The following is a 15048-nucleotide window of genomic DNA, read 5'->3' as shown; positions in this document are numbered from 1 at the left end:
CACTGTATCCGAAACTTAAGGCTAGAATGGCAAGTAGAATATTTTTCATAGTTGTTTTTGTGTTATGGAGCCAACTCCGATTTTCAAATATAACAAGTTTATCTAAAATGGTAACTGCACTCAATAATTATTTATTTTTGACAATAAATCCCATTTGTGAAGGCATGAAACAAATAGCAGACCATTTTAACGAAGCATTAGAAATTTTGCAAAAATTTAACAGCGAATCGAATTACCAGCTGATTCAGAACGCAGGAAATTTGATGGTTTCGGCGATTCAAAACGGGGGGAAGATCATCTCTTGCGGAAACGGCGGATCTATGTGTGATGCAATGCATTTCGCGGAAGAATTGACCGGAAGATACCGCGATGACCGCAAGGCAATTCCGGCTCTGAGTATTTCAGATTCGTCTCATATCAGCTGCGTTGGAAATGATTATGGATACGAGTTCATATTTTCACGTTATTTGGAAGCCTTGGGAAACAAAGGAGACGTTTTATTAGCCATTTCGACATCCGGAAATTCAAAAAATGTACTTCGCGCCATTGAAGCAGCAAAATCAAAAGGAATGCTGGTTGTTGGTCTCACAGGAAAAGACGGTGGGAAAATGGCTGACTTATGCGATGTCGAAATTCGCGCTCCTTATTCACATTATGCAGACAGAGCACAGGAAATTCATATCAAAGTAATTCATACCTTAATCGACTTTATTGAACATCATCTGAATGCTTGAATTCCTGAAATCAAATATCCGAAAAATCACTATTCTGTTAATCGTAAGCGTTTTTACACTTAAATTTTCAGGAAAGATTCAGGACGTAGTCCGCGGTGAAGCAACCTGTGTTTGTGCCTACGACGGTTACGGATATTACATGTATCTCACTCAGATGTTCCAATACCGCAGTTTGGTTTTTCAGCAAGACGAATTGCAAAAGGTTCAGGATAAATACTGCAACGGAATTCCGGTTTACCAATTGCAAAAACTGGAGAACGGAAACAGCCTGAATATTTACCACATGGGGCAGGCGTATCTCGAACTGCCGGCTTATACCGTGGGGCATGTGTTTGCAAAAACGCTCGGTTATCCCAAAGATGGTTTCAGTAAGCCCTATCACATTACGTATCTCTTAAATGCCTTGTTTTTTATTCTGCTGGGAATCTTTTTCCTGAATAAAATTCTGCGGTTGTTTTTTTCAGAGCAGGTCAGTGCATTGCTGCTTCTGATTGTCTATTTCGGAACGAACTTCTGGGCGACGGCGATCCATTCGTATCACCTGCAGCATATTTATTTGTTCGCATTGATCGGGATGCTTTTTTATGCCTTGCTGAAGTTGCGGGAATTCCCTTCCAAACGAAAGTATTTGATTGGTGCGGCTCTACTATTGGGGGTGATTTCTTCAATTCGTCCGACACATGTTTTGTTGGGATTGCTTCCCCTGTTTATGCTGAAAAATGTCTATCCGGCCAAATGGGCATACTGGAAAGCGATTGCATTGTTTCCGCTTGCAGGATTGCTGTTCAATTTACCGCAGATGATCTACTGGAAAGTCCTCGGCGGAAGCTGGTTGATTCCGAATATGCATGTGGAAGAGGTAGTGCTGGGTGATCCGCATATTGTAGACTTTTTGTTCAGTTATAAAAAAGGCTGGCTGTTATACACGCCGGTTTTTCTCCTTCTGATTCCGGGATTCGTACAATTGTATCGAAAACGGAAAGAAGTCTTTTGGGGAATCTTCACTTCACTGGTCATGTGCATCTGGGTTTTTGCTTCCTGGGAATGCTGGTGGTACGCGGCATCTTTCAGTTCGAGAGCCATGGTGGATTTGTATCCTTTGTTAGTGATTCCTTTGGGCTTTGCCCTGGTTTATCTGGGACGAAAGAAAATCACGGCGATAGCGCTGATGGCATTTTTGATTCTGACGATGGGATTATCCGTTTTGCAGTCGGAGCAATTTTCGTTGGGATACCTGCATACGGATCGGATGACAAAAGAGCATTACTGGTACATTTTCGGGAAACTAACCATTCCCGACTACAAAACGGATCGCCTGGAAATAGATCGGTCGAATTTGAACTGGCCGGACGAAATCCGGAACTCGGGGTTGAACTTTGCTCGAGTTGAAGAGCAGGTGTTCAGCAATGTTTCGTTGACCAAAGTGGAAGGAAAGAAGAACGTATTTCTGGAGAAAAAAGCCTTTTTCCCAACTTTGAAAACGGATGAAACGCTGTTTGATGTCCGGATCATTTATCAAAACAACGACAGTTTGAATCCGGCAACGCTTTATTTTGAAACCTTCAGTAAATACAAGGTCTACAATTGGCAGAATCGGGTGCTGAGTTCCCAAAAGAAGGCAGGAAGTATTGATACGCTGAACTTTCAGTTTAATCTTCCGGTTATCAATCACAAAGACGATCAGATTCAGGTGTATGTTGTCAATCCGGGCGAGAAGGAACTGATCATTCGTTCGTTCAAAATAAAGGCACTAAGTTTGATTAGAAAGTGAGTGCAAGCAGAAAAGTTCAAAATCAATGGAGAATTGAAAGTGTAAAGTTAAGAAGTGATTTAATTTCTAAAAACAGTTGAATTCTGTCATATCGGGCTTGTCGAGATATGAACATTTTTTAACTTACCCGAAGCACAAAACAAATTATCTTTTAGATTAGTAAAAAACAAACCAGCGTTATGAGTTCATTTTCACACATTTTCGATTCGGGAGAACAAGCCCGCCAAAAAGGACATTTCAGAAACTTAGTGATGCTCGCACGGGTAGATGGAACTATTAGCGCTGCTGAAAACCAGTTATTGAAAAAGATTGCCACCAAACTTTCCCTGACGGATGAACAGGTTCACGAGATTTGTGAGAATCCGGATGATTACCCGTTTATTCCGCCGGTGAGCAGAGAAGAACGTTATGAACGCTTTATCCAGTTGATTCAGCTTTTGGGAGCAGACGGAAACATGGATGCAAACGAAACAAGGTTGGTAAGACGGTTGGGTGTTGAATTGGGATTTACCCCGGAACGGATTGATGAGAAATTCCCGATTATCCTGGAGCACCTGCGCAAAGGAATGAACCGCGAAGAAGTGTTGAGAATCGTGATTTAAAAGAGTGCTCTTTTGAAAAGTCTTGTTCGGGAATTCAGATGCTATTTTTCGGAGGAACGCTTACGTCTAAGCTTGCGCCATCGCTAAAGCTATTGGCGACATGCGATCACCGTTGGCGCATTAAGCTGATTTTTTATAGATGTTTACAAGATGCTACTTAAGCGAGACCGGTAGGCGAGCAATTAATTTGTGCATTTGTGGAAAAGAATAAATAGCGTCTGCTGGCAGGAGTCAGATTTTAACGAATTAGTTCTTCTTTTTCAGTTGATCTTCAATACGTTTTGTCAGGATCTGGAAAAGTAGCTTGGAATCCTGTTGGTTGAGCTTTCGTCCGAAACGGATTGTTTTCCCTAAATAATCAAATTCGATACGCTCTCCGCCGCGAATCCACGGGGAATTTTCCCATGCAGCCTGGAAGGAATTTTCCTTCGGAACCGAAACGCGTACTTTCTTGATGTTTTCGAGGTAATACTCTTTTGCTTTTCCGTAAGTCTGGATACTCGTTTTGAGGGTCAACGAAATCTTGTCAACCTTGATGTATTCACGACCGTAAAGAATCCAGAGAAAAGTTCTTCCCACACGAATGAAATAATACAACCAGAAAACCATGAAGATTCCAAGGATGATTTTTTCCTGTTCTGAAAATTTGAAGGTAAAATAAGACCAGCCGATCGTTACACCGATAGCAAACCACATAAAAACCCAAGCGCCCATCAATGCTTTGATGAAACCTACTTGCTCGGGAGTGATGATAAATGTCGTTTTACTTTGATCGTCGAGATAACTGATTCTTTTTCCAATCCATTTCATACAGCAAAAATAATGCTTTTATTGGCTTCGCGATTGGCCGGAAAAAAAGCGATCTAAAAAAAGTGGTGTCCGGAACAAGCAATGATAATTTATCGGTTATAGATTGTTTAAGACTTTGCACACTTTGTTTCTTTGCGGTTCAAAACAAAAGGAGTTCTGCTAAAACAAAAGAACAGGAAGAAATTTCAATAAATCCAAAATTCCCGGATACGGGATATAAAAGAATAACCTTGTGCTCTTCGTGTTCCTGGTGGTGACAAATTCAATCTTTTACCGGATCAGCGTCACATTTCCTTTGATGATCTTTTGTTCGCCCTGAACGCATTTTGCTTCCAGGTAATAATCGTATGTATCGGGCTTCAGCAATTTCCCCCTGAATGTTCCGTCCCAGCCAATGCTCTGATCCCTGGTTTCGAAAACCATTTCGCCCCAGCGGTCAAAAATGCGGAATAGAATTTCGGTCGCAATAGCACTTCTGACATACAACACATCATTTTCCAAATCTCCGTTCGGAGAGAATGCATTCGGAACATACACATAGGTTCGGTCGCAAACAACTTCCAATACGTTCACTTTCACGCTCGCAGATTTCACACAAATTCCGTCCGTGATATAAACCGTGTAATTGGTTGTTTCGGGAGGAGTTGCCTGGGTGATTTGACCATGAGGATTTGACAAGTTTGCCTGTGGAACCCACGAATACGAATAGCCGGCCGGAGAAGCCGTTAGTGTGGATGAATTTCCGGGAACAACATATTCCGGATTGGCCTGAGCACCGATCGTTCCTGCAATATTTCCGACCGTTACATAAATCGAATCCCGGTCAAAACAACCGTTCGAACCGTTTGCATCCACATAAATCCATTGACTTGCAGGCGGATTTGCAATCACCACATTGGGCTGCGGCGTGGTGGTTAAAACGGACATTGGGCTCCAGACATAACTGAAATTGACATTCGGAATCTGGATCAGGGCTGTAAGTGTCGTTGGTTCATTCAGACAAATGGAATCATTGCCCGAAATGACCAGGCTTCCCGTAACGAAATAGACCGTCACACTATCAATCTTCGAACAGGCCGAATTTCCTGCTTTTATGTAGTATGTTGTCGTGCTTCCGGGAGTTACGTGAATAACAGAATCAGCCACATTCGGATTCAATGTATCTGAAAACAGATTGTTGGATGACCAGATAAAATAATCGGCAGAACCATGTGAATTTGCCGTAAAAGTAAGTGGAAGCGGAGAACACAGAATTGTATCGTTCGAAACCGATAATTGCATTTCCGGTAGAACGGTAATTTGAATTTTAGCTGTGTCCGTAAGCAAACAAACAGAATCTGTTACGGTGAGTGTTACGAGATAAGTTCCCGGATTCGTAAAAGTAACTGTGGGCGAATATTCCGTCGAAGTTCCCTGTCCGTTCCCGAAATCCCATTCATAGCTGTCGGATGGCGAACTGGTATTGGTAAACGTAACGGTAAAGTCTTCACAACCGATTAAATCACTGGTGGTGAATTCTGCTTGTGGCAAGAGTTGGAAATCGAATTTAAACACCAGGTTGTTACAGTTGTTGTTTGTTCCGGGGCCGGTATTTAAATTGAGATTCGACCAGGCGCCTGCACTGGTAGGAAAATCGCTGTGCCCGCCGCAGCCACCACAAACCGATTGGTAAACAACCCCGTTTTTATCGAAACGCGAAGTTCCGCCATCTACGTGTTCCTGTGCCTGGTTTCCTCCGATGTAACTTCCGTAAAGCAAACCGGAAAAATCACGCTTGTAAACAAACAAATAAAAGTCAAAGCCATTCGGAGGCGTACTTTGAAAGGCATCTGCGCTGACGGGCATTCCGCTCAAAGGAGTTCCCTGCAAAATGTTTGCTCCCCATCCCGAAACATACATGTTTCCGCAAATATCAACTAAAAATGCGGAAGGCGATATGTTGATATTCGGGTTTCCGTTCCCAAAAACCGTTGAGTTTACAATGGATGTAAGCGTCGGGTTTAATTTTGCGATAAACTGGCTGCTGTTAGGATAACTTTGAGAATTTACAACCGGGAAGTTTCCTCCAACAGATTGTCCCAGCACGAATACCTCATCGTTGCGGTTGATTTCGACAAAGAAAGCCTGGTCGTATAAAGAAGCTCCGATGTAGGTGCTTTGAACAAGCGTTTGACCGTTTGGACTTAATTTTCCCACAAAACCATCGGATTTACCCCCCAGGTAATTGGGATTTAAACCACCTGTTGTTCCGGGAAGGTTATTACTGGATGTTCCCCCCGCAAAAACGACGTTATAACTGGAGTCAATTTTCACCGAATAGCAGGCATCGTTATTGCTTCCACCGAAATAACTTCCCCAAAGCATCGTGCTCAAATCGGAAGATAATTTGAAAATAACCCCGTCTTGCTGTCCCGCCAACGAAGCCTGGAATGGATTAAGAGTGGGGAAGTTGGTCGATCGGGTACAAGACGCAATCAAACAATTACCCATCGAATCAATCATAATTTCTCCCCGGAATTGATCTCCGTAATTGGTCGACAAGGAATCGTATGCAGCTACGGAAGTATAGTTTCCGGAACTTAATTTGTAATTAATTCCATCATTCTGAGCACCACCGACATACGTAGATGCCAGTAGATTGTGACCGTTGGCACTGATTTTAGAAACAAAAATATCCGTTCCCTGGCTGCCGAAATAGGCCCCGTTAAACTGCACGTTGATCAACGAACCGCCTCCGTGAGAGCTTTGAAAAGGGTTTTGCAAAGGAAAGTCTGTGGAAGCAGTAATCCCGAACACGTAGAGATTGTTGAGTTTGTCACAAATCAAACTGTGAACCGTTTCCGTTCCTTGTGTGGTATTTCCGCCGCCTAAAAATGCGGTCCAAAGCATGGTTGTTCCGTCCGGAGAATACTTCGAAATAAACACATCGGTGGTGTTTAAACCATTATAGGTCGCTGTGAAATTAGAGGTCACATCAAAAGCCAAAGGATCCGGAGTAGGGTAAGCGTTCCCGAAAATCGTTCCGCCGGAATAAGCCGATCCGTCGTAGCCATAAGTAGCTGTCATCCCGAAATTGTCCGTGCGGGAACCGGAATAGGTCGCAAATACTAAAATAGGATCAATGATTAAAGTGGCGTTTTTATCTAGTTTTCCAACTTCAAATGAAACGATATCTCTGTTGAGAATAAACTTGCAGGGAACGGAAGTCAGTTTCCCGTTCAGCAATTGATATGCAATCGGTTTTTTCTCCGTGATTTTTCCTAAAGCGGTAGATAAAATGAGATTTCCGGCTTTGTCTAAGACCATGTTTGAAAATCCTTTCATTTTCAATTGAATCTGTTTGTAATCCGTTCCGGGAGCACACCACAATTCATACTTGAATTCCGATTTGGAGTCGATTATTTTCAGGTCGATATGAGGGTAGAAGTCCACCAAAGTTGCTTCCTGGAAGCTCTGTACTTCGCTGGCCCATTTGGAACTGTCATTTCCGATGAAGTAATTGTAGTAATAGGATAATGGCTTTTCTTTTTTCAGTTGGCTGACTTCATTCGAGTTCAAAAATTCGACACCCACTAAAGTTCCTCTGAATTGATCACTGTTTTCATCTGCGATTCGTTCCGAATGTGCCTTTTGTAAAGCAGAATAATCGCGGATATCGTAAATGAAGCCATGTTGCTGCACCCAAATATTGTTGCCCTGGGATTTGGATTGAAACAATACCTGTTTTGCCCATTGCCCTTTGTTTTCAATCAATGCATAATGAGTAGAATGCTGATGTTCGATCTCCTGAGCGATCAGTCGACCGTAAAAAACACTGATACAAAAGAATAGTATTATTTGTTTCATAATTGAAAGATATGAAAATGTTTAAAAAGGTTGCATTTATAAGATATAACTTTTGCTATTCAAATTGCTCTGGTTATATTTGATATAAATTCGATGCATATGACAACTCAATGGGTCTTCAACGAAGTTGCAACAATCACAGAGAAAAATATCCAACAGTTAAAATCAAAATTTTCAAATTATTCGGACGATCAGTTGAATTGGAAACCCAACACTTCTACCTGGAGTTTGGCGGAGATTTTTGCCCATTTGAATGCTTACGCAAAATTTTATCATCATGCATTGAATGACCGGATTGACCGGACGCGTTTCCGCACTCCCAGGATCAGCTATTCATCTTCTCCTTTGGGGAAATCTGCATGGATGTCGATGAAATTGGGAAATGCACGCAATGTAAAACGAAAATTCAACGCTCCCAAAGATTATAATCCTACGGTAAATCCGTCATTGGTTACAGGGAGTGAAATAACGGTTTTATTGCAGGGACAGCATGAGTTTTTAGGAATCATTGAAAAATCCGTTGCCGTGAACCTGAAAAAAGTAAAAGTACCGATCTCGATTTCCAAACTGGTTCGATTGAGATTGGGAGATGCCTTGTTATTTGTGGCTTATCACAACGATCGTCACATGGAGCAGGCATTAAAATTGACTAAACATCCGCAATTTCCTAAAAAGTGAGTAGAATACACGCCTTTTGTAAAGCAAGCATTGCTCCGGTTCGTGCCGAAGCAAGTGATCGTTCGGAACTGGTAACACAGCTTCTTTTCGGCGAAATTGTAGAAATTTTGGAGATCACGGATCAATGGCTGCGTGTTCGTTCGTTTATGGACGGGTATGAAGGTTGGATTGATCCCAAGCAGGTTCAGGATCTGCGCGAGAAGGAAGTTTCCCGCTGGCTGGATGGTTTGGTAGTCGAACATTCGGAATTCCGGATTGTTGAAGGACCGGAAGGAAAACAAACGTTGCCGAAAGGCTGCTTTCGTCCGGGAGATGGGGAAGAAACGTTCCAGATCGGTAAATCAGCGTATCGCTTTTTGGATGACGAAGGAGATGCTGATCCGGACTCATTGATTGATTTTGCCCTTACATATCTGAATGCCCCTTATTTGTGGGGAGGAAAAACCATGTTTGGAATCGATTGTTCCGGATTCATGCAGCAGATTCACCGGGTTTTTGCATATCAATTACCGCGTGACGCTTCTCAGCAAGTGGAACTAGGTCAGGAGGTAGAATTTGAAGACCGTGAAGCAGGAGATCTGGCATTTTTCATTTCCGAATCGGGAAATATTCATCACGTGGGGCTGCTGATCAACAAGGATGAAATAATTCATGCACATGGTTATGTACGCATTGACGATTTCAATCAACAGGGAATTACCCGGAAGATTGACGGAGTTCATTCACACAAATTACATTCCATTAAGCGATTATAAGGAAGCCCTCGGTTTTTGATGAAATCGAACTATATTTGCCACCAGAATCAGATGGTTCAAAAGTGCAATTTTTGATTCGTTGAAGCTTTTGGAACCCTTTGAACTTTTTAAACTAAAATAAAAATAAGCATGAAACGCGATCAAGAAGTATTTGACTTAATTGCTGCAGAAAGACAGCGTCAGGAACATGGAATCGAACTAATTGCATCTGAAAACTTTGTCTCTGATGAGGTGATGGAAGCAATGGGGTCTGTGTTGACTAATAAATATGCTGAAGGACTTCCGGGAAAACGTTATTACGGAGGTTGTGAAGTAGTTGACAAAGTGGAGCAATTGGCAATTGATCGTTTATGTAAATTATTCGGTGCAACCTGGGCAAATGTGCAGCCGCATTCAGGGGCACAGGCAAATGCAGCAGTGTTTTTGGCGTGCTTGCAGCCGGGAGATAAAATCTTAGGTTTTGACTTAAGTCACGGCGGACATTTAACACACGGATCTGCTGTAAACTTTTCAGGAAAATTATACAAACCGTTTTTCTACGGTGTGAATGAGCAAACCGGAAAGGTGGATTACGACATGATGGAAGAAGTTGCAAAACGTGAGAAACCAAAAATGATCATTTGTGGTGCATCGGCATACTCACGAGATTGGGATTATGTGCGCATCCGCAAAATTGCTGACGAAGTAGGAGCATTGATCCTGGCAGATATTTCTCACCCGGCAGGACTAATTGCTGCGGGATTGTTGAATGATCCGTTGGAGCATTGCCATATCGTTACGACAACAACGCATAAAACATTGCGCGGACCTCGCGGTGGTGTCATCATGATGCGTCACAATTTCGAAAATCCATTCGGGTTGAAATGGAATAACGGAAACCTGAAATCAATGGGAGCTTTGTTGGATGCAGCAGTTTTCCCTGGAATTCAAGGCGGACCTTTGGAGCATGTAATCGCAGCTAAAGCGGTCGCATTCGGAGAAGCGTTGACAGATAACTACAAGTCTTACATGTTGCAAGTGAAGAAAAATGCTGCTTTGATGGCAGATGAATTCACAAAATTGGGGTACAAAATTATTTCCGGAGGAACAGACAATCACAGCATGCTGATTGATTTGCGTTCAAAAGGAGTAACCGGAAAAGACGCAGAAAACAACCTGGTTTTGGCAGATATTACAGTAAACAAAAACATGGTTCCTTTTGATACGGAATCTCCGTTTATTACATCCGGAATTCGTGTTGGAACATCTGCAATTACTTCCAGGGGAATTACAGAAGCAGAAATTCCAACAATCGTGAAATTAATCGACCGCGTATTGATGAACATCAACGATGAAGAAACGATTAACCTGGTTCGTTCCGAAGTGAATGCTTTGATGAGCGCGAGACCGTTGTTTAAGTGGTAATTACAGGTAACTAAATATGTAAAAGGCGGACAGAGATGTTCGCCTTTTTTTGTCCTCCCCCTTTGGAGAGCCTGTCCCGACAAGAATTCGTCGGGAGGGATTAAGGGGGAGGAGTTTCTTTCAATCAAACAAAAAAGGATGAGCAATGCTCATCCCTTCCGTGTTAATTAATAGTTTGATCACTGTTTGATCAACTTAACCAGTGCAGTTTTGTTCTCGAAACGATACTGAAGGAAATAGATCCCGCTTTCAAGAGTTGTTACATCAATCGTAGAGGTTTGCCCTAAATCAATGAAACCTAATTGCTGACCCTTTAAGTTTGTAATAATAACCGTTCCCTGGTTTTGACCTGAAATTGTTACCAAATCAGTTGCCGGATTCGGATAAACAGCTAAATCAATGATTTCCTGCTCTTCAATTCCTACGGTAGAAAGTGTCGTGAACGAAATCGTAGTCCATGGCGAGAAGTTTCCGTTTCCGCAATTCGTGCGAACATGGAAATAATAATTCGTTAAACTGGTCAGAGTAGTTGCTGCAAAAGCATTGTTTGGAGTTGTAGTTCCACTACCCGTTGGGCTTCCTGCTGTTTGGTTGATAACATATTCAAATGTGCTTCCGGCTTGTGTGTTCCAGCTAAGATCAGCGGCATGATTTGTAATGTTTGCAGCAGCCAATCCGGTTGGAGCAGCACATGGAGCAGCCAATGTGGTGAACGAAATGGTCGTCCATGGAGAGAAGTTCCCGCTTCCGCAGTCCGTACGAACGTGTAAGTAGTACGTTGTTGCCGGAGCTAACAAGGTCGCGTTATAAGTAGTACCACTTGTTGCCGCTCCGGCAATAGCTGGTGCAGTTGCTGTTTGGTTAACTACATATTCAAACCCGTTACTTCCTTGTGCGTTCCATGAAAGATCAGAAGAGTTATGTGTGGTGTTTGCAGTAGCCAATCCGGTTGGTGCAGCACATGGAGCAACTGATGTGGTGAACGAAATGGTCGTCCACGGAGAGAAATTTCCGCTTCCGCAATCTGTACGAACGTGTAAATAGTACGTTGTTGCCGGAGTTAACAAATTCACGTTATAAGTTGTCCCTGTCGTTGAAGTTCCTGCAGTAACAGGCGCCGTTGCTGTTTGGTCCACTACGTACTCAAACCCGTTACTTCCTTGCGCATTCCATGAAAGATCCGAAGAGTTGTGTGTAATGTTTGCAGCAGCCAATCCCGTTGGAGCAATACATGGCGCAACCAATGTGGTGAAAGAAATAGTCGTCCATGGAGAGAAGTTCCCGCTTCCGCAGTCCGTACGAACGTGTAAATAGTACGTTGTTGCCGGAGTTAACAAATTCGCGTTATAAGTTGTCTCTGTCGTTGAAGTTCCTGCAGTAACAGGCGCCGTTGTAGTTTGGTCAACCACGTACTCAAACCCGTTACTTCCTTGCGCATTCCATGAAAGATCCGAAGAGTTGTGTGTAGTGTTTGCAGCAGCCAATCCCGTTGGAGCAGCGCACGGTGCTGCAGGAGTAGTGAAGTTAACCAGTACCCAATTGGAAAAACTGCCGCCACAATCCTGACGAAGGTGGAAATAGTACGTTGTAGAAGGCAATAGTGTTGAAGTACTGTAAGAAATTCCGTTGATTGGGGTTCCTGCTCCGGCAGGGTTTGTCATGTTCTGATCAAGTACATATTCGAAATCATTCGATCCGGCAGCATCCCAGTTGAAATCAGAACTTGTTGCCGTTACATTGTTCTCCGCAAGGTTAGTTGGGTCCGAACAAACCGATGCAGCAGGTGTGGTGAAAGAAATAGTAGTCCAGGAAGAAAAGTTGCTTCCCCCGCAGCTGTTGCGAACGTGCAGGTAATAAGTGGTAGAAGGATTCAGGGTTGTAGGGCTGTAAGTGGTTCCTGTTGTTGCCGTTCCGGCACCTGCAGGATTTGCAGCTGTTTGATCAACCACATATTGGTAACCGGACGACCCTGAAACAGCATTCCAGCTTAAATTTGCCGATGAAGAAGTCAAAGCTGAAGCTAATAGACCTGTTGGTGCGTTACAAACCGGTGTAACAACCCCTGTTACTGTTAACTTACTGGTTAAACTATAACCTGATCCTGCTGTAGCACCGGGCGTTTTTAATACGGTAATGGTTACCTGGCTTCCTGAATTTACATTTTGACCAGCTGCTGGGATTGAATAAGCAGTAAGTGTAGTAGGGGTTCCGCAGTTGCTGCTTGATCCTATGGATGTAGGAGATGCTTGCGTATAAACGGAACCATTTGTTAATTGAAGTTTATAATCTCTGGATCCCGCATTACTGGCATATGCCGCTCCTCCAAGAGAGGTAACGGTGAAATTATAACCGGGAGCCGCCTGAAGAATAGCCGTATAGGTTCCGTTTGCACCATTAGGTGAAGTACTGCAAGCGCCAATCACACCATTGTATTGTTGAACAACCGTAATACCTGTTGGTACGCCCGTCGCGGTAATAGAACCGGTTAAACCAGTCCAGGTGATGGTAAATGCCGTTTGTGCATGGAGTTCTGTTTGCCAGAGTCCTATCGTAAGAACCAGCAAACAGGTTTGAATAAGCGTAAAAATTTGTTTTTTCATAATAAACACTATTGATTTTAGATTAAGTACCGGTTCTTAGCGTTGAAGCTCAAAGAATCCGGTTTCGTTGTAGTTCTTTTTGTCGATACCTGTAGCAGTTACCTGGTAGAAATAAGTGCCTTCAGAGGCTTGGTCTCCTTGTATGGTTCCGTCCCATCCGACGTGAGGATCCTGGATAGTGAGAATGACATTTCCCCATCGGTTTAAAATCTGAAGGGTGTAGCTTTCAATTCGTTCTGCGACAATGATAAATTCGTCATTCTGATGGTCGCCGTTTGGAGTAAAGATGTTTGGAATCGTGAGAGAAGAAGGAGTGTCAAGTACATCAATGAGAACCGAGTAACTGTCAGAGCAGCCGATGGCATTGGTAGCAATAAGCTCAACCGTATATGGTCCGCTTTGAGTGAATAGATGAGAGGGGGAAAAAGAAGTTTCTGTAGAACCGTCACCGAAATCCCAGCTGAATGAAACAGCATTCGGATCGCTGGTATTCGTGAAACTGATCGGTAACGGAGCGGCACCGGTTAGTGTACTTGCGGTGAACGCAGCTGAAATAGTAGAAATAGCAACTGTGACAGTTTCAATATCTGTCCCGCAGGAATTACTTGCAGAAACGGAATAAGTGCCCGGAGTAGTTACAGTAATATTCGTGGTGGTTTGACTGGTTGTCCAAAGGTAAGTATTCCCTCCTGAAGCTGTAAGTGTGGTTTGTTGTCCGGCACAAAAGGAAGTTGCTCCTGAAATTTGAGCATTCGGAAGCGGCATTTCCGTAACTGAAAAAGGAGCAGATGCCGTTTGCCCGCAAGTGTTAAATGCCGTGACAGTGTAATTTCCGGGCATTGTGATAGTGATAGAAGTAGTTGTTTCCCCGGTCGACCAAAGATAAGTATTCCCACCGGAAGCGGTAAGTGTGGTTGCTTGTCCGGCGCAAAAGGAATGATTCCCGGCGATCTGAGGATTGGGCAATGGGTTTTCTGTAACGGTTACCGGAGTAGAAAGGACTTGCCCGCATATGTTAAAAGCGGTAACGGAATAACTTCCCGGAGAAGAAACAGAAATGGAAGTCGTTGTTTCACCAGTCGACCAAAGGTAAGTGGTGCCTCCGGAAGCCGTAAGCGTGGTTGCTTGTCCGGCACAGAAAGAAAGATTGCCGGATATCTGCGGACTCGGTAAGGGATTTTCAGTAACGGTAAAAGGAGTAGAAGTAGCTTGTCCGCAAGCATTAAAAACAGTAACAGTATAATTTCCGGGTGTTGTAATAGGAATAGAAGTAGTTGTTTCCCCGGTCGACCAAAGGTAAGTGTCACCACCGGAAGCAGTAAGTGTGGTTTGCTGTCCGGTACAGAAGGAAGCAGTGCCGGAAATCTGCGGATTTGGAACAGAGAGTATAATAACTTGCTGTGAAACAGAACTTGTTCCGCAAACATCTGTAACCGTAAGAACATACGTTCCGGCAGTTGTAACTGTAATGGAGGTGGTTGTAGCTCCGGTCGACCAGCTGTTACCGGATAAACTTCCGGAAGTTAAAATCACCGAATCACCGGAACAAAAACTGGTTGGACCATCAGGAGTAATACTTGCCGGAGGCGGAGTATTCAGTGTTACCGTTTGTGAAGTCGTGAGCGTTCCGCAGGAAGTGCTTACCGATACGGTATAGGTTCCGGGAGAAGTAACCGAAATTGAATGGCTTGTCTCTCCGTTTGGCGACCAGGTATTTCCGCTTGCATAACTCGATGTTAACGTGATTGTTTCCCCCGTACAAATGGAAGTTGGACCGGAAATGGTAAGTGGATCGGGTGCAGGAAGAACCGTTATGGAAAGCGTTTGCGGGGTGCCGGTAGTTCCGCA

10 protein-coding genes are annotated in these 15048 nt (G+C 43.4%); 6 read left to right on the top strand and 4 right to left on the bottom strand.

Going from position 1 to position 15048, the window contains the following annotated elements; genetic code table 11:
- Positions 1–164 precede the first annotated feature (164 nt).
- The 3 genes from lpcA to Q1V93_RS00275 all read left to right on the top strand — a co-directional run bounded on the left by lpcA (position 165) and on the right by Q1V93_RS00275 (position 3107).
- Entirely contained in the window at positions 165–734 is a 570-nt protein-coding gene (gene lpcA, locus Q1V93_RS00285) for a D-sedoheptulose 7-phosphate isomerase (RefSeq protein WP_300659826.1), read from the top strand.
- Entirely contained in the window at positions 727–2505 is a 1779-nt protein-coding gene (locus tag Q1V93_RS00280; RefSeq protein ID WP_300659823.1) for a hypothetical protein, read from the top strand. The genes lpcA and Q1V93_RS00280 overlap by 8 nt, the downstream gene beginning before the upstream one ends.
- A gap of 179 nt (positions 2506–2684) precedes the next feature.
- Positions 2685–3107 (top strand): TerB family tellurite resistance protein, encoded by a 423-nt coding sequence (locus Q1V93_RS00275; protein WP_300659820.1) that lies wholly within the window; start codon positions 2685–2687, stop codon positions 3105–3107.
- 246 nt (positions 3108–3353) lie between these two features.
- Here the strand turns inward: Q1V93_RS00275 and Q1V93_RS00270 are convergent, their stop codons facing one another.
- On the bottom strand, positions 3354–3917 hold the full coding sequence (locus tag Q1V93_RS00270; RefSeq protein WP_300659817.1) for a hypothetical protein: 564 nt from the start codon (positions 3915–3917) through the stop codon (positions 3354–3356).
- Between the two features lie 270 nt (positions 3918–4187).
- Positions 4188–7763, bottom strand: coding sequence for a T9SS type B sorting domain-containing protein (locus Q1V93_RS00265; protein ID WP_300659814.1), 3576 nt, complete (start codon positions 7761–7763; stop codon positions 4188–4190).
- Between the two features lie 99 nt (positions 7764–7862).
- Here Q1V93_RS00265 and Q1V93_RS00260 point away from each other — a divergent pair, with 99 nt between their 5' ends.
- From Q1V93_RS00260 to glyA, 3 genes are all read left to right on the top strand, one after another.
- Complete coding sequence (locus Q1V93_RS00260) at positions 7863–8441, top strand: DinB family protein (protein ID WP_300659811.1); 579 nt, start codon at positions 7863–7865, stop codon at positions 8439–8441.
- Positions 8438–9196, top strand: coding sequence for a C40 family peptidase (locus Q1V93_RS00255; protein ID WP_300659808.1), 759 nt, complete (start codon positions 8438–8440; stop codon positions 9194–9196). Before Q1V93_RS00260 ends, Q1V93_RS00255 begins: the two co-directional genes overlap by 4 nt.
- 129 nt (positions 9197–9325) lie before the next feature.
- Positions 9326–10600, top strand: a complete 1275-nt coding sequence (gene glyA, locus Q1V93_RS00250; protein WP_300659805.1) for a serine hydroxymethyltransferase — start codon at positions 9326–9328, stop codon at positions 10598–10600.
- A gap of 179 nt (positions 10601–10779) precedes the next feature.
- On the opposite strand, the gene Q1V93_RS00245 is transcribed toward glyA, so the two are convergent.
- Positions 10780–13200 (bottom strand): T9SS type A sorting domain-containing protein, encoded by a 2421-nt coding sequence (locus Q1V93_RS00245; RefSeq protein ID WP_300659802.1) that lies wholly within the window; start codon positions 13198–13200, stop codon positions 10780–10782.
- A 36-nt stretch (positions 13201–13236) separates the two neighbouring features.
- Positions 13237–15048: gliding motility-associated C-terminal domain-containing protein (locus tag Q1V93_RS00240; RefSeq protein ID WP_300659799.1), on the bottom strand; the 1812-nt coding region annotated here is incomplete at its 5' end.

Source organism: Fluviicola sp. (assembly GCF_030151805.1).
Classification (GTDB): Bacteria; Bacteroidota; Bacteroidia; order Flavobacteriales_D; family Crocinitomicaceae; genus Fluviicola.
This window is presented reverse-complemented; position numbering and strand designations above follow the sequence as displayed.